Origin of the sequence: Nonomuraea sp. NPDC050394 (assembly GCF_044459065.1) — a bacterium.
Classification (GTDB): domain Bacteria; phylum Actinomycetota; class Actinomycetes; order Streptosporangiales; family Streptosporangiaceae; genus Nonomuraea.
Genome location: NZ_JBITIO010000012.1, coordinates 240598 through 256283, shown reverse-complemented (window position 1 = coordinate 256283; position 15686 = coordinate 240598). Strand labels below are relative to the sequence as shown.

At 74.0% G+C, this 15686-nt stretch carries 12 protein-coding genes; 5 read left to right on the top strand and 7 right to left on the bottom strand.

What is annotated here, in order from left to right:
- Positions 1 to 55: 55 nt before the first annotated feature.
- Positions 56 to 667, top strand: coding sequence for a TetR family transcriptional regulator (locus ACIBKY_RS38410; protein WP_397104744.1), 612 nt, complete (start codon positions 56 to 58; stop codon positions 665 to 667).
- Positions 668 to 688: 21 nt separating this feature from the next.
- Here ACIBKY_RS38410 and ACIBKY_RS38405 read toward each other — a convergent pair whose 3' ends face one another.
- From ACIBKY_RS38405 to ACIBKY_RS38390, 4 genes are all read right to left on the bottom strand, one after another.
- Complete coding sequence (locus tag ACIBKY_RS38405) at positions 689 to 1528, bottom strand: ABC transporter permease (protein WP_397104742.1); 840 nt, start codon at positions 1526 to 1528, stop codon at positions 689 to 691.
- Positions 1525 to 2400 (bottom strand): ABC transporter ATP-binding protein, encoded by an 876-nt coding sequence (locus ACIBKY_RS38400; protein WP_397104740.1) that lies wholly within the window; start codon positions 2398 to 2400, stop codon positions 1525 to 1527. The genes ACIBKY_RS38405 and ACIBKY_RS38400 overlap by 4 nt, the downstream gene beginning before the upstream one ends.
- 103 nt (positions 2401 to 2503) lie before the next feature.
- The gene (locus ACIBKY_RS38395; protein WP_397104739.1) at positions 2504 to 2962 is read right to left on the bottom strand and encodes a Clp protease N-terminal domain-containing protein; all 459 of its coding nucleotides are present in this window, start codon (positions 2960 to 2962) and stop codon (positions 2504 to 2506) included.
- Positions 2963 to 2965: 3 nt separating this feature from the next.
- On the bottom strand, positions 2966 to 3196 hold the full coding sequence (locus tag ACIBKY_RS38390) for a hypothetical protein (RefSeq protein ID WP_379622907.1): 231 nt from the start codon (positions 3194 to 3196) through the stop codon (positions 2966 to 2968).
- Between the two features lie 127 nt (positions 3197 to 3323).
- Between ACIBKY_RS38390 and ACIBKY_RS38385 the strand changes: the two genes are divergently transcribed.
- A complete protein-coding gene (locus ACIBKY_RS38385; RefSeq protein WP_397104737.1) occupies positions 3324 to 4922 on the top strand; it encodes a serine/threonine protein kinase in 1599 nt (532 codons plus the stop codon).
- A 27-nt stretch (positions 4923 to 4949) separates the two neighbouring features.
- The gene (locus tag ACIBKY_RS38380) at positions 4950 to 5465 is read left to right on the top strand and encodes an XdhC family protein (protein WP_397104735.1); all 516 of its coding nucleotides are present in this window, start codon (positions 4950 to 4952) and stop codon (positions 5463 to 5465) included.
- 18 nt (positions 5466 to 5483) lie between these two features.
- Here ACIBKY_RS38380 and ACIBKY_RS38375 read toward each other — a convergent pair whose 3' ends face one another.
- Both ACIBKY_RS38375 and ACIBKY_RS38370 read right to left on the bottom strand, forming a co-directional pair.
- Entirely contained in the window at positions 5484 to 6158 is a 675-nt protein-coding gene (locus ACIBKY_RS38375; protein ID WP_397104734.1) for a response regulator, read from the bottom strand.
- Positions 6155 to 7522, bottom strand: coding sequence for a sensor histidine kinase (locus ACIBKY_RS38370; protein ID WP_397104733.1), 1368 nt, complete (start codon positions 7520 to 7522; stop codon positions 6155 to 6157). The genes ACIBKY_RS38375 and ACIBKY_RS38370 overlap by 4 nt, the downstream gene beginning before the upstream one ends.
- Before the next feature lie 122 nt (positions 7523 to 7644).
- Here ACIBKY_RS38370 and ACIBKY_RS38365 point away from each other — a divergent pair, with 122 nt between their 5' ends.
- Positions 7645 to 8553, top strand: coding sequence for an ABC transporter ATP-binding protein (locus ACIBKY_RS38365; RefSeq protein ID WP_397104731.1), 909 nt, complete (start codon positions 7645 to 7647; stop codon positions 8551 to 8553).
- Positions 8550 to 9986 carry a hypothetical protein gene (locus tag ACIBKY_RS38360; protein WP_397104729.1) on the top strand — a complete coding sequence of 479 codons (1437 nt, stop codon included), beginning with the start codon at positions 8550 to 8552 and terminating at the stop codon, positions 9984 to 9986. The genes ACIBKY_RS38365 and ACIBKY_RS38360 overlap by 4 nt, the downstream gene beginning before the upstream one ends.
- A gap of 50 nt (positions 9987 to 10036) precedes the next feature.
- On the opposite strand, the gene ACIBKY_RS38355 is transcribed toward ACIBKY_RS38360, so the two are convergent.
- A complete protein-coding gene (locus tag ACIBKY_RS38355) occupies positions 10037 to 15544 on the bottom strand; it encodes a carboxyl transferase domain-containing protein (protein WP_397104727.1) in 5508 nt (1835 codons plus the stop codon).
- Positions 15545 to 15686: the final 142 nt, after the last annotated feature.

Below are 15686 nucleotides of genomic sequence, written 5' to 3'. Positions count from 1 at the left end.
CACTCGAAGTAAAGTTACAACCAATGTAAATATGCTGATGGTGTAAGGTTCGCGTATGGAGGAGACGCGCCGCGCGCGCAAGAAGCGGCAGACCAGGGAGCTCATCGCCGAGGCGGCCTTCCGGCTGTTCGCCGAGCGGGGATTCGAGCAGACCACGGTCGCCCAGATCGCCGCCGCGGCCGACGTGGCCACCAAGACGTTCTTCAACCACTACCCGAGCAAGGAGGACGTGGTCTTCTTCGCCGCGGGCGACTACTACGAGGTGACGCTGGAGGTGCTGGCCGGCCGCCGCCCCGACGAGGCCATTTCCGACCTGCTGCTGCGCACCTACGAAGAGGTCGTGGCCCGGTTCCTCGACCACGGCCCGCTCAGCGACGAGCCGGAGTGGGCCGCGCTCTACCGCACGCTCGTCATGACCGTGCCCTCGGTGCAGGCCAGGGCGCTGATGGTGCTGCTCGACCTGCAGCGCAAGATCGCGGCCGCGTTCGCCGAGACCTTCCCCGAGGAGATCGACCAGGTCACCGCGGCGGCCGCGATAGGCGCCCTCATGGGCGCGCTGCAGGCCGCCTCGCTGGTCAGCCACGAGCTCGGCCACTCCGAACAGGAGCGGCTGAAGGCCGGCGACGGGGCGGCCGAGCTGGCGATGCGCGGCCTGCGCTCGCTGTAGGTCACATCGCTCGCTCGCAGGTCACATCGCGCGCTGCAGGGCCTTGTCGCGGCGCTCGGCCACGCTGGAGCCGGACTCCCCGCGCGCCATCCTGCGCAGCACCACCGGAGCCAGCAGCAGGCCGAGCACCGCCCAGGCGGCCAGTACGCCGGCCGTCTCCAGATGCCGCCAGGACTGGCCGATCTCGACCATGACCGCCGTGTCCGGCAGCAGCGCCGAACGCATCCCCAGGCCCAGCCAGTAGAAGGGGAAGGCCTGGGCGATCCACTGCACCCACTCCGGCAGCGTGGTGATCGGGTAGAAGATGCCGGAGATCGCGACCATGCCGAGGATCGGCAGCTGCAGCAGTCCCTGACCGCGGGCGCTGGGGAACACCGAGCCCAGCACCGCGCCGATCGGCAGCGTGGCCACCATGCCCAGCGCCAGTACCCCCAGCAGCGCCGGCCAGGAGGCCGCGCCGGGGTCCAGGCCCTTGACGATCAGCAGGCCGGGCACGAGGAAGATCGCCAGGTCGGCCAGCAGGCCGCCGGAGACCGAGACGACCTTGCCCACCAGGTAGCTCTGGATGCCGTGCGGGGTGGCCTTGGCGCGCAGCAGCGTGCCGTCCTCGCGTTCGTAGGTGAGCTGCTGGCTGAGGCTGACCAGGCCGAGCGCGGCGTTCATGCCCAGGACGCTCGGCAGGGCGAGGGTGCCCAGCAGCAGGCCGGAGGAGCCGAAGGAGCTCTCGCGCAGGAAGTACATGACGACGAGCATCAGCACCGGCCACAGCAGGTGGCTGAACAGGTCGGGCCCGTTGGTGAAGGACTGGCGCAGCTCGATCACGCCGCGCCGCCACCCGGCGCGCAGGACCACGGCGTTCATCGGCTCTCCTGTTCCGCGTGGCGTACCAGCGCGAGGTAGGTCTGTTCCAGGGAGGCGCGGTGCACCTCCAGTTCCTGTACGGCGGCGCCGTGGCGGGCGAACAGCTCGCGCGCGAAGGCGGTGGAGTCGGCGCTCCTGTGCGTGTGGCGGCGGCCTTCGTGCACCCAGCGGACCTCGTCGTGGCCGGCGATGCCGCGGGCCAGTTCGGCGGCGCTGCCGTCGGCGATGACGCGGCCGCCGTCCAGGATGACGATGCGGTCGGCGAGCTTCTCGGCCTCGGCCAGGTCGTGGGTGGTGAGCAGGATCGTGGTGTGCTGGTCGCCGGCCAGGCCGCGGACGAGTTCGTGGAAGTCGTGGCGGGCGGCGGGGTCGAAGGCCGCGGTGGGCTCGTCCAGGAACAGCAGCTCGGGCCGGCCGACGATGCCGATGGCGACATCGAGCCTGCGGCGCTGGCCGCCGGAGAGCGTTTTGATCTTCTTGCCGGCGTGCGGGGTGAGGCCGACCGCCGCGATGAGCTCGTCGGGGTCCCAGGGCCGGGTGTAGGCGGTGTAGTGGGTGGCGAGGTGGGCCAGCAGTTCGCGTACGCGCCATTTGCCGTGGTCGCGCCAGGACTGCAGGACCACGCCGACGCGGGCGCGCCAGCGTTCGCCGCCGTCGGCGGGGTCGGCGCCGAGGACCTGGACGCGGCCGGCCGAGCGGCTGCGGAAGCCTTCGAGGATTTCGATGGTGGTGGTCTTGCCGGCGCCGTTGGGGCCGAGCAGGGCCAGGACCTCGCCGTGGCGGGCCTGGAAGGTGACATCGTGCAGGACGTCGGTGCTGCCGTAGCGCATGCGCAGGCCGTCGACGTCCAGCACGGGTGTGCCGGAGGGCATGGCGGAATTCTTCCTGTGAGGTGAGTGAGTGCTTACTAACCCATGACGGCAGGACCGTTCCGCGTGATGCGGCGAAACGGGAGGGGGAGCCGGGTGGCCCGGGTCAGGTGGCCTGGGCGCGCTCCAGCAGGGCCTCGCGGTCGACGCCCGACAGGGCCAGGGCGCGCGGCACGGTGCCGACCTGCGCCCGCAGGATGCCCGCGAGCAGGTGGGCGGAGTCGAGGTCCTTCTTGCGGACGGTGGTGAAGGCGCGCTCGAGCGCGAGCTTGGCCGAGGCGCCCATGCCGGGGGACTTGGGCGCCCCGCCGGCCGGGGGCAGGTGGTAGGCGGCGGCGGAGATGCCGACGGCGTTGAGGCTGTGCTCGAACTCGCGATCCAGCGCCGCGCGCACGCCGCCGCGGTCCAGGCCCACCTCGGCCAGGAGCCGGTGGGCGGTGGTGCCCTCGTGGCCGGCGATGGCCAGCAGCAGGTGATGGGCCTCGACGGTGGCCGAGTGGTCCCGGTGGGCTTCGTATTCTCCCTGGGTCATGATCGTGTGGAAGTAGTGGTCGAAGGGGGTCACGGCTCAGCGCCTCCTCAGCTGGACGCCCGCGGCGATGAGCCGCTTGGCGTGCTTCTTGTGGACTGCCTGGCGGGTCACTCCGAGTGCCTCGGCGACCTGTGGCCAGCTCCAGCCCGCCCGCATCGCCTGCTCGACGGCGGAGTCCTCCAGCTGGTCGGCCAGCCGCCGCAGGGCCGCCACCGCGGCCAGGCCGTCGGCGGGGTCGGAGGGAGCAGGGATCTCTTCAGCGGACATGGGAGCAACTGTAGTTGACTAAGCCGCCTTGAGCAACCTGGGTTGCTTAAAGCCTCTGACTCGTCCCTTAACTGGCATCGCTCCTGCTTTGGTACGATCTTGGCCCACGTTACTGGCTGGAGGCTCGGTGCCCGAGGTGTTGGCCCTGTTGGACGAGGACCCCCGGGCGGTGGGGCCCTACCGCCTGGAAGGGCGGCTGGGTGCGGGCGGGCAGGGCACCGTCTACATCGGGCGCACCGGCGAAGACGCACCGGTCGCGATCAAGCTCCTGCATCCGCACCTGATCGCCGACCTGCGCGAACAGCAGCGCTTCCTGCGCGAGGTGGAGACCGCCAAGCGGGTGGCGCCCTTCTGCACCGCGCACGTGCTGGACTCCGGGTTCGTGGGGGCGCGGCCGTACATCGTCAGCGAGTACGTGCAGGGGCCGTCGCTGCAGACCTCCGTGCGCGACAACGGCGCCCGCGGCGCCGCCGCGCTGCAACGCCTGGCCGTCAACACCGCGACCGCGCTGGCCGCCATCCACGAGGCCGGCGTCGTCCACCGCGACTTCAAACCCGGCAACGTGCTGCTGGGACCCGACGGGCCCGTCGTCATCGACTTCGGCATCGCCCGCGCCCTGGACCTCAGCCAGTCGCTGGTCAGCAGCCAGCCCATCGGCAGCCCCGCCTACATGGCGCCCGAGCAGATCGCCGGCGGCGACATCGGCCCGGCCGCCGACATCTTCGCCTGGGGCGCGACCATGGTCTACGCCGCCACCGGCCAGCGGGCCTTCGTCGGCGACTCCATCCCGGGCATCCTGCACCTCATCCTGCAGGGCGAGCCCGACCTCGGCGAGCTGGACGGCCCGCTGCGCCTGCTGCTGGGGGAGTGCCTGGCCAAGGACCCCGAGCGGCGGCCCACCGCGGCCCAGGTGATCGAGCGCCTGCGGGCGCTGCCGCCGCCCGCGTGGGACACCGTCCCGGTCCGCCGCAGCGCCGCCACCGGCTTCGCCGCCCCGGACGTTCCCGGCCTTCCCGCCGCCGCGGGTTCACCCACGACGCCGGTGACCCTCCCGCCCGCGCGCGGGAGGGCGCGCCGCGGCCTTGTCCTCGGTACGGCGGGCGCCGTCCTGCTGGCCGCCGCGGTCACCGGCTACTTCGTGCTGGCGCCCGGCGCCTCCGGCAACCACGCCGCCCTGACCACCCCGGCCGCCGCGAAGGCCTCCGTCCCGGCCGCCGGATCCCCCACGCCGGCACCCTCCACGCCGGGACCCTCCACGCCCGTGGGCGCCACCCCGGCCGACCACGGCACCCCGGCGCCCGGGGCCACGAAACGCTCGCAGTCGGCCAAGGCCGTACCCACACCCGGCGCTTCCCCGCACCGCGCTACCCCGAGCGCCACCCGCAAGGCGCCCCGCACGCAGGAGCCCGTCGAGCCCACCGGCGCCGCGCCCACCCGCAAACCCACGCAGAAGCCCACGGCCAAACCCACCAAGACCACCCCGCCCGCGAGCGACCCGCCCGCGCCCTCACAGGCGCCCATCACCCTCGACGACGCCCACGCCTACTGCAAGACCCAGGGCGCCAGCATGGCCGGCGGCGGCTGGGCCAACCTGTGGTGCATGGGCGGCTCGAACGCCAAGATCTCCCCCACGACGGTGTGCCAGTGGAAGTACCCCGGCCGCGACGCCACCGCCGAACAGCCCCAGAACGCGATGGCCCAGGAGGTCACCTGCCGCTTGTCATGACACGCCCGCACCCCGCAGACTGCCGTCATGACGCACGGTCACGACCACGACCCGGCGTGCGAGGCCGCCCACGGCCACGCCCCCGCCGATCGGCAGGCGCGCACCCTGGTGGCGGTCTTCGCCTCGCCGGTGGCCGAATGCCTGCTCCGCTACGGCGCCGAGCTCGGCTTCCACACGGTCCTGCTGGAGCCCGACCCCGCCCGCGCCCTGCCCGGCCACCCGGCCGAACGCGAACCCGGCCCCTACCTCGACGCCGGCACCGACGTCGTGCTCACCGACCACCACCGCGAGGAGATCGGCCCCCTCCTGCGCGACCTGCTGGCGACACCGGCCCGCTGGATCGGCATCATGGGCAGCCCCCGCCACACCGGCCCGCACGTACGGGCGCTGCGTGACCTCGGCGTGGACGACGCCCAGATCGCCCGCGTGCACCGGCCGATCGGCCTGAACATCGGCTCCCAGAGCCCGCCGGAGATCGCCGTGGCCACCCTGGCCGGGCTGATCGCCGACCGCAACGGCCGGCCGGGCGGGTTCACGTTCTAGAGCCGGCCGCGAGAACGGCTAGCCGGGGCGGGAGCCGGGGATGACCAGGCCGCTCTCGTAGGCGGTGACCACGGCCTGGGTGCGGTCGCGCAGGCCGAGCTTGGTCAGGATGCGGCTGACGTGGGTTTTGATCGTTTCCTCGGTGACCGTCAGGCGGAGCGCGATCTCCGGGTTGGACAGGCCTTCGGCCAGCAGGCGCAGCACCTCGGTCTCGCGGGGCGTCAGCGCGCGCAGCGAGGCCGCCGCCGAGGAGTCCTGCTGGGGACGCAGCTGGGCGAACTCGCTGATCAGGCGCCGGGTGACCGCCGGGGCCAGCAGGGCGTCACCGGCCGCGATGACGCGTACCGCCTCGAACAGGCGCTCGGCGGTGACGTCTTTCAGCAGGAAGCCGCTGGCTCCGGCCCGCAGCGCGTCGTAGACGTACTCGTCGAGGTCGAACGTCGTCAGGATCAGCACCCGCGGCCCCGCACCGGCGGCGGCCAGACGGCGGGTGGCCTCGATGCCGTCCATGCCGGGCATGCGCACGTCCATGAGGACCACGTCCGGCGCGTGCTCGCGGCAGAGCCGCACCGCCTCGGCGCCGTCGGCGGCGGTGGCGACGACGGTGAAGCCGGGCTGGGTGCCGAGCATCTCCGCGTAGCCGGTGCGCACGACCGGATGGTCGTCGGCGACCACGATGCGGATCTGGCTCATGGCCTCTCCTTTCCCGGCAGGTGGGCTTCGATGAGGAAGCCGCCGCCGTGGGCGGCTCCGGTGCTGAGGCGTCCGCCGACGGCGGCGGCACGCTCACGCATGCCCGCCAGCCCGTGGCCGTCGCCGCCCGCCGGGCCGTCGCGGCCGGAAGGGCCGCGGGCGTCGCCGCCGGAGGGGCCCGGGCCGTTGTCGCGCACGCTCACGCGCAGGCCCTGGCCGCCGTAGTCCAGGCGCACGTCGACGGCGGCGCCGGGCGCGTGGCGGCGGGCGTTGGTGAGGGCCTCCTGAATGATCCGGTACGCCGCCAGCTCCACCCCCGGATCCAGCGCGGCCGGTGTGCCCCGCAGGATGAGCCGCATGCCGGTGCCGGAGGCCTGGCGGGCCTCGTCCAGCAGGTCGTTGAGTTCGCCCAGGCCGAGCCCCGGCTGTGGGCGGCGGGCCGCGGCGCCCGCTCCGGCGTCCTCGCGCAGCACCCCGAGCAGCCGCCGCATCTCGGTGAGCGCCGCGCGGGCGGTGTCGCCGATGGCCGACAGCCGCTGCGCCCCGGCGGGCGGCATTCCGGCGACGCTGACGCGGGCGGTCTCGGCCTGCACGGCGACCATGGAGATGTGGTGGGCGACCACGTCGTGCAGTTCGCGGGCGATGCGGGCGCGTTCGCCGCGCGCGGTGTGCTCCAGCAGCGAGTCGGCGATGACCTGCCGGGCCTCGGTGTGCTCGCGCGCCTCGGCGCGGGCGCGGCGGGCGATGGCGGCCAGCGCCGTCGCGGGCGCCAGGCAGGCCAGCACGAGCGTGTGCGTGGCGGTGGCCGTCCCGGCCGTGCCGATGAGCTCCATCACCGGGTACGGCGCCGCCACCGCCACGGCCGCCACCGGGGGCCCGGTCCGTCCGGCCAGGTAACAGGCCAGCAGCAGCGCCGCGACCCCGGCGGCGGTCAGCGTCTGGAAGGCCAGCAGCGACAGCACCACCGAGGCGCTCACCAGTGCCGCGCACGCCACCCGCTGGCCGCGCAGCAGCACGAGCGGCGCAGTGGTGGCCAGCGCGAGCAGCGGCAGCACCAGCCCCGACAACCACGGCCCCGCGCCGCCCGAGCCCCAACCCCCCGAGCCCCAACCTCCCGAGCCCCAACCTCCCGGTCCCTGACCGCCTGGGCCCAGGCTGGCCGGGACCGGGCCGGAGGGCGGGCGGGTTCCGGCCGGGGTGATGTCGCTCACCGACCCCCACCCGTCCACCGACAGGCCGCGCACCCGCAGCAGCGCCTCGCCCACGGCCAGCACCGCCAGCGCCACGCCCGCCACCAGCTGCGCCCGCTCCCGTGTCCGCCACCCGAGCTCGCCCTGTCGGCGCTGGTCATCGCCCTGTTTCACGCTAGCCATTGTGGCCTGCCCGCCAAGTACCCTGCATCCCTCCCGCGAGGGAGGCACCCCGGCCGGGAAGATCGCTCGTGCGCGGGACGACCCAGCGGGCCGGGCCGCCTACGCTTCCGCACATGGAGGCGAGTATCGAGGTCGACGGGTTGCGCAAACGCTTCGGCGCGGTAGCGGCGCTGGACGGCATGTCCTTCACCGCCCGGCCGGGGCGCGTCACCGGTTTCGTCGGCCCCTGCGGCGCGGGCAAGTCCACGACGTTGCGTGTCGTGCTCGGGCTGGACGTCGCGCAGGAGGGCACGGCGCTGGTGGGCGGCCGGCCGTACCGGAGCCTGGGGGAGCCGTTGCGGCACGTCGGCGCGCTGCTGGACGCGGACGCGCTGCACCCGGGCCGCACGGCCCGCGACCACCTGCTGTGGCTGGCCCATGCGCAGGGTGCCGGGAGACGGCGGGTGGATGAGGTGGCCGAGCTGGTGGGGCTGGGGGCGGCGATCCGGCGGCGGGCCGGCACCCTGTCGCAGGGGTCGCGTCAGCGGCTCGGGCTGGCGGCGGCGCTGCTGGGCGATCCGCCGATCCTGGTGCTGGACGAGCCGTTCACCGGCCTGGACCCGCAGGAGGCCGGGTGGATGGGCGGGATGCTGCGGGAGCTGGCGGGCGAAGGGCGCGCGGTGCTGGTCGCGAGCCGCCTGATGAGCCGGGTGCAGGACACGGCCGGGCAACTGGTCGTGGCGGGGCGGGGGCGGGTGGTGGCCGACCTGGGCGTGGACGAGCTCGTCGCCGACGCCTCGCACGGACGTTACACCGTGCGCACGCCCGCGCGGGAGACGGCCATGGCGGTGCTGGCGGAGGCGGGCGCGACGGTGGCGGTCAGCGGGCAGGAGGCTGTCACCGTCTCCGGGCTCGATGGGCTCGATGGGCTTGGCGGGCGCGAGCGGGTGGCGCGGGTGCTGGACGGCGCCGCCGTGCCCTACACCGAGATCGCCGCCCATCGGGCCACGCTGGAAGAGGCCTACATGGAGCTGACCCGGTGAGGGTGGCGTTCGGCCGGATGGTGCGGGCGGAATGGACGAAGCTGCGCACCGTGCGCGCCTGGACGGCGGGGCTGGCCGCCGGGCTGCTGGCCATCTTCGCGCTGGCGGTGGCGACGGCGGCGGGCAGCACGAGCGGCTGCGGGATGAACGACACCGTGGTGGCCTGCCCGGTGCCGCCGATCGGGCCGGGCGGGCAGGCGGTGCAGGACACGTTCTCCTTCGTCCACCGGGAGCTGAGCGGCGACGGCAGCATCACCGTCCGGGTGGCCTCGCTGCGCGGGTCGGCGCCATGGGCCAAGGCGGGCCTGATGCTCAAGGACGGCACGCGGCCGGGGGCGTCATACGCGGCGGTAATGGTGACGGCCGGGCACGGGGTGCGCCTGCAGCACGACTTCACCGAGGACCTCGACGGCAGCCCCGGCGCGGCACCCCGGTGGCTGCGCCTGACCCGCACCGGCCGGGACGTGAGCGCCGCCGAGTCCGCCGACGGCCGCCAGTGGCGCACGCTCGGCACCGTCCGGCCGGCGGCGCTCGGCCCGCGGGTGCGGGCGGGGATGTTCGTCGCCTCTCCCGATGAGCTGTCGGTGGAGGCAGCCGATCTGGGCGGGGTGATCGCCCGGGGCCGCCAGGTGACGGCGACCGGCGTCTTCGACCACCCCACCCTTCAGGGCGCCTCGCCCGACCGGGCGTGGACACGTTCCGACCACGGCGCCGTGAGCGAGGCCGCGGGCGTGTACACGGTGAGCGGCGGCGGCGACATCGCCCCCATCGGCCCGCACGGCGGCGCGACGCTCCAGCAGCTGCTGACCGGGGTCGTGCTGGCGCTCATCGCCGTCATCGTGGTGGCCACCGTGTTCGTCACCGCCGAGTACCGGCGCGGCCTCATCGCCGCCAGCCTGCTGGCCGGCCCGCGCCGCGGCCGGATGCTGGCGGCCAAGGCGGTGGTGGCCGGCACGGTGACCTTCGCCGGCGCGCTGGTGGCGCTGGCCGCGAGCGCGCTGGTCGCCGTGCCGCTGCTGCGCGCCAACGGCACCAGCGTCTTGCCGGTCTCCGCCCTCACCGAGGCGGGGGTGCTGGCCGGCACGGCGGCGCAGGTGGCGCTGACGGCGGTGCTGGCGGTGGGGCTCGGCGCGTGGCTGCGCCGGGCCGCCCCGGCCGTCATCCTCGCCGTCGCCGCCGTCGTCCTGCCGTACGTGCTGGCCACCACCTCGCTGCTGCCGCCGCCGGTGGGGCAGTGGCTGCTGCGCGTCAGCCCGGCGGCCGGCTTCGCCGTCCAGCAGAGCGTTCCCGCCTACCCGCACGTGCCGAGCAGCGGGCTGCCGCAGGAGGGCTACTTCCCGCTGCCGGGCTGGGCCGGGCTGGCGGTGCTGGCCGCCTACGCCGCGCTCGCGCTCGGCCTGGGCCGGCGCCGCCTCAGCCGCGGCGACGCCTGAACGCTCAGCGCGCCGCGGCCTGAACGCTCAGCGCGCCGCGGCCTGAGCGGTCAGCGCGCCGCGGCCTGCTCGATGGCGGCGATGATGCGCGGGCGCAGCTCGGCGGCGCTGATGATGGCATCCACCGACCCCACCTCGACCGCCCGCTGGATGCTGTGCACCCGGTCGAACTCCGCGGCGACCTCGCCGAGCTTTTCCGCCCGCACCGCGGACTGCTCCTCGGCGAGCCGGGCGTTGAGCGCCGCCCGCTCGGCTCCGCTGGCCGCCGAGACCCGCGCCTGCAGCTCGGTCACCCGCGGGTCGGTCGCGGTGCGGTTGTTCACCTCGCCGGAGAAGACCACGGCCGCCGCCGGGGCGCCGCCGAGCACCGAGGCGAACGAGCCCTCCAAGGCCAGCACCGTCATGTTCGGGTTGAGCGCCTTGGAGAAGACCACGAACGCGCCGCCGTGGTAGCGGGAGATGACGCAGAACACGATCGGGCCGTCGAAGTTGACGATCGCCCGGCCGATCTCCGCGCCGTACTCCAGTTGCAGCTTGCGCATCGACTCCGGCGAGCCGTCGAAGCCGGACAGGTTGGCCAGCACCACCAGCGGCCGGTTGCCGGAGGCGGCGTTGATCGCCCGCGCGGTCTTCTTCGACGAGCGCGGGAACAACGTCCCGGCGGTGTAGGTGTCGGGGCCGTCGGTGGGCGGGAAACCGCGCCGCGGCACCGAGCGCGACTCGATGCCGATCAGGCAGACGGGGAAACCGCCGATGTGGGCGTCCTGCACGGCGGAGGTCTCGGCGTCGGCCATGCCCGCCCACCGCTCCAGCACCGGGTGGTCCTGGTCGGAGACCGCGCGCATCACGGTGCGGATGTCGAACGGCTTCTTGCGGTCGGGGTTGTGCTCGGCGGAGAAGATCTCGCCGACCGTGGTGAAGTCGCTGCCGGCGATCTGGTGCGGGTAGACGCGCACGTCCCGCCCGGCCGGGTCGATCGTGTACGCCCGCCGCGGCCCGCTCTCCCCGGGCACCACGTAGGTGTGGTCGTAGTGCGCCATGAGCACCTCGCGGGCGGCGGCCAGGTTCGGCGCCCAGTACTGCGCCTGCCCGTTGGGCCCCATCACCCGGTCGTAGCCGCCGATGCCGAAGTTGTCCTCGGCCGAGACGCCGCCGGAGAAGTCGAGCGACTGCTTGCCGGTGAGCACCATCGCCGAGTCCGGTGTCATCACCAGGATGCCCTTGGTGTGCATGAGCATCGTCGCCTCGGCGTTCCAGTACGGCTGCGCCCCGACGGTGATCCCGGCGACCACGATGTTGATCTCGCCGCCGGCCTGGGTGAAGGTGACGATGCGTTTGAGCGCGGCCGCGACCCAGTCCATGTTCTCGGTGCCGGAGGTCATCGAGATCCGCGCCCCGGCCGACAGCGCGAACCACTCCAGCGGCACCCGCATGCGCTCGGCCAGGTCGAGGGCGGCGATGACGCGCGCGCACTCCGGCTCCGACAGCGCGCCCAGCGCCTTGGTCGGGTCGCCGAGCAGGACCACGCGGGTGACGCCTTCGGGGTGACGCCCGGTGATCGTGGTGACCACGCCCGCCACGAGCGCGGCGGAGTTCTTGCCCGGGGGCCGGTGCACGGGCACCAGCGCGCCGTGCTCGTCGAGGTCGTGCTCGGTGAAGCCGCCGCGCGGCCCGGCCAGCAGGCCGGTCAGCTCGTAGGGGTAGACGGTGCCGCGGCGGGCGGCGCGCAACACCTTCTGGCGGTAGTCGTCCAGCGGCTGCAGCGGCTCGGTGGAGGGCTTGCCGACGTGCACGTGCGCGCCGCGGCCCGCGTCCAGCGTGATGCGGACCGACACCTCGGCCAGTTCGCCGGAGGCGGTGCGCTGGCGGGCCACGAACTGGACCTCCTCCAGCCCGGCGCCGGCGGTGGTGGGCAGGATGCGCTGGACCAGCATGTTGAGCTCGTCGGTGGAGATCTCCGTCGAGGGCCAGACGTACATCATGATGCGGTTGGTGTCGAAGCGCTTGTTCTGGGGGCGCTGGGCCTGGATGTTGCGGATGGCGTCCAGGCCGGCGGTGATGGCGTCCTCGACCGCGGGCAGCGCCACCAGGCGGCCGTCGGCCTCGCGCAGCGGGGTCAGGTCGCGGACCTGGCCCATGGCGATGAGCCGTTCGTCGGCCGGGTTGCTCTTGGCCACGGCCTTGAACAGGTAGACCTCTTCGTCGGCCGACGGCAGCCGGGTCAGGTCGAAGGCGCGCAGGCGCTGCAGTTGCAGGCGCTGGGCGATCTGCGGGTGCAGGCCGCGGATCAGCCGGTCCTCGGTGAAGCCGCCGGCGCCGTCGGGCCGGAAGGTGAAGTGGTGGTGCATCACCGCGCCGCCGGTGCCGGCGACGGTGGTGGTGATGCGGCGCACGCCGTGCGGGCGGGCGTGTTCGGCCAGGACGCGGCCGAGCCGCTGCGCCATGGCCTCGGCGTCGGGCTGGTCCTCCCAGGTGAGGTAGAGGTCGGCGACCAGCTCGCGCCGCAGGCTCTGCTCCTGGCCGCCCTCCGGTTCGGTGAAGGCGGTCAGCGCGGTGACGGCGGCGGGCAGGGCGGCGATGTCGACGGCGGTGGTGACCACGCGGGCCAGGCCGTTGGGGCCGCTGTGCTCGGCGGTGACGAACCGGCTGCCGCCCGCCTGGCTGAGGGCCACCTGCGACAGGGCGCGGTTGCCGTAGTAGCGGCGGGTCAGGACTTCCAGCAGCGGGGCGTGGTCGCGTCCCGGGCGGCGCATGCGCTGGCCGATCAGGCGCACCAGCGGCTCGGCGCTGGCGACCATGACCTGGATGCGCTCGGCGCGGTCGGGCGCCTCGGGGTTGTGGTCGAGATAGCGCAGCTCGTCGCGGACGGCGGCGTACACCTTGGCGCGGTTGCGGCGCAGCAACGGCTGGGCGAACCAGCGGAAGACCACGCCGCGGGCCAGGTCGGAGACGGTGGGGAAGCGCACCTGGGTGGCTTCGACCAGGTGTTCCAGGGCGAGCCCGGCGCGCTCGTACAGCGACTCCAGCGGGGGCGTGCCGCCCAGCCACTGGCGCAGCAGTTCCGAGACGATGGCGACGTCGGTGCTGATGCGCTGCTGGGCCAGGAAGATGCGGAAGACCGCGGCCTCCAGCTCCGGGGTGCGGTCCAGGCCGGTGATGCCGTAGTGGGCCAGGACGGTGGCGAGCTTGGCCTGGAAGCTTTCGGTGAGGCCGGCGCGTTCGGCGTCGAGGCTTTGCAGGTAGCTGTGGAAGAACTCGCGCGGGCTGTGCACGGCGCTGTCGGGTTCGGCGTCGAGTTCGACGCCCGGCTTGTTGCGGCTGAGCTCGCACAGGTCGGCGAACAGGGTGAGCAGGTTCAGCTCGCCCTCCAGCAGCCGGCCGCCGAGCTCGGCGCGCGCCGACAGGTAGGCCGACAGGACCCGCTGGCCGTCGTGGGGGTCGACGTCGAAGCCGAGCAGCAGGCTGCGCAGGTCCTGCAGGCCGCGCTCGACGCGCTCGGCGGGGGAGGCGGGAGCGGGCTCGGCGGGCAGTTCGATCTCGACGTCGTCGTCGGCGGCGGCCTGCTGCCGGCCGGGGCCGTCGTCGGTCAGCGGTTCGAGCCGCATGAGCGGCGCGGCGGTCTCGACCTGGCTGCCGACCGAGACCGGGCATTCGCGCACGCGGGCGCGGAAGGGCGCGCGCAGCACGGTCTCCATCTTCATGCTCTCCAGCACCAGCAGCGGCGCCCCGGCCTCGACCTCGTCGCCGACGGCCAGCGGCGTGGCCACGACCAGCGCGGGCGCGGGCGAGCGCACGACGCCGCCCTCGTCGCGGCTGACGCGGTGGGTGACGCCGTCGACCTCGACCAGGTGGATGGGGCCGTGGGTGGAGGAGACCAGGCGGAAGCGGCGGCCGTTGACGACGATCTGGCCGCTGTGCTCGTCGAAGCGCTCGACCTCGACGTCGGCCGGGTGGGGGCGGCCGCCGCCGGAGACGGCGACGCGGAAGCGGTTGTGCCCGACGCGCGCGACGCTCACCCGGTAGCCGACGCCGCGCAGTTTGAGGTCCAGGGGGCGGCCGGGGTCGTGCTGGACCTGGGGACGGCCGCCGTGGGCGGTCGACAGCAGCCGCTGCCGGCTGACCTCCTCCTCATCCTGGTAGGCCTCGATGGCCGCCGCGGCCAGGGCGATGGCGGAGTGGCGGTGGCTGACCAGGCCGCCTTCGGCGCGCACGCGGTCGATCCAGCCGGTGTCGGCGCGGGCCTGGATGACGTCGGGCTGCTCCAGCAGGTCCAGGACGAAGCTCTTGTTGGTGGCGCCACCCTCGATGATCACCGTGGTGTCGGCCATCGCGCGGCGCAGCCGGCCCAGCGCCTGCTCGCGGTCACTGCCGTAGGCGATGACCTTCGCGATCATGGAGTCGAAGTCGGCGGGGATGGTGTCGCCCTCGCTGACGCCGGTGTCGACCCGGATGCCGGGCCCCGACGGCAGCACCAGGCGGGCGATGCGGCCGGGCGCGGGCGCGAAGTCACGGTCGGGGTCTTCGGCGTTGAGCCGGGCCTCGACGGCGTGCCCGATCTCGGCCGGCTGCCCGCCTTCCAGCCGCCCGCCCGCGGCCACGTGCAGCTGCAGGCGGACCAGGTCGGTGCCGGTGGTGACCTCGGTGATCGGGTGCTCGACCTGCAGCCGGGTGTTGACCTCCAGGAAGGCGAACAGCTTCTCACCGGGGTGGTAGAGGAACTCCACCGTGCAGGCGCCGCGGTAGCCGACGGCCACCGCCAGCCGTTCGGCCGAGGCCTTCAGCTCGGCGCTCTGCGCGGCCGACAGCACCGGCGAGGCGGACTCCTCGATGATCTTCTGGTTGCGGCGCTGCACCGAGCAGTCGCGCACGCCCAGCGCCCAGGCCGTGCCCTGACCGTCGGCGATCACCTGGACCTCGACGTGCCGGGCACCGGTGACCAGGCGCTCCAGGAAGACGACACCGGAGCCGAACGCGCGCAGCGCCTCCTGGCTGGTGCGCTCGTAGGCCTCGCTCAGCTCCTGGCTGGAGGCGACCATGCGGATGCCGCGCCCGCCGCCGCCCGCGCTCGCCTTGAGCATCAGCGGGTAGCCGATCTCCTGCCCGGCGGCCAGCGCCTCATCCAGCGTGGCGACCTCGCCCCGGCTCCACGGCGCCACCGGCACGCCCACCTGCTCGGCCAGGAGCTTGGCGCCGATCTTGTCGCCGAGCCTGCGCATCGCCTCGGCGCCGGGCCCGATGAAGGTGACGCCGAGCTTCTCGCACAGCTCGGCGAAGGCCGGATCCTCGGCGACGAACCCCCACCCCACCCACGCGGCGTCGGCGCCGCACTCGGCCAGCGCCCGCTCCAGCACGGCATGGTCGAGGTACGGCCGCGCCGAGGCGGGCCCCAGCGGCACGGCCAGATCGGCCTCCCGCACGAAGGTCGCGCCGCGGTCGGCGTCGGTGTAGAGGGCGACCGTCTCGATCCGCTGCCCGGTCTCCGCTGAAAGATCCCGTACCGCGTGAATGAGCCGCATCGCGGCCTCTCCCCGGTTGACGATGGCCACACGACTGAACACCGGCTGAGCCTCCCCAAGACGTAACGCACAGAAGGCGACGTCCGAAACCCGGAGCGTCGCCTGCACCCTGTCCCCATACCCTGCTCGATCACCGCCGGGTATACCAATGTCCGCATCGCGCATGGTGAGGCCCCCATGTTGT